At 61.0% G+C, this 300-nt stretch carries 1 pseudogene; it reads left to right on the top strand.

Annotated features, from left to right (window positions below):
• A pseudogene (locus P0G09_RS18885) lies at positions 1–300 on the top strand (sodium:proline symporter); the annotation flags it as partial.

The raw sequence follows: 300 nt of genomic DNA, 5'->3' as shown, positions 1-300 counted from the left end.
CGGCCACCTCGTACAGCCTGCTGGACATCGTCTCCACCATGGCGTGGGGCCTGGGCTACTTCGGAATTCCCCACATCCTGCTCCGCTTCATGGCCATTGAGGATGAAAAGAAACTGGTACTCAGCCGCCGCATTGCCAGCGTGTGGGTCGTCATTGCCATGACAGCCACCATCATCATCGGCATGGTGGGCCTTGGCATGACCAAGGCAGGCGCGCTGGAGTACCTGAGCGGCTCCTCCAGCGAGACGGTCATCGTCCGCATTGCAAACCTCATTGCACAGCACGGCTGCCCGAATGCCG

The organism is Faecalibacterium sp. DFI.5.82 (assembly GCF_029076575.1).
GTDB classification, from domain to species: domain Bacteria; phylum Bacillota; class Clostridia; order Oscillospirales; family Ruminococcaceae; genus Faecalibacterium; species Faecalibacterium duncaniae.
This window is presented reverse-complemented; position numbering and strand designations above follow the sequence as displayed.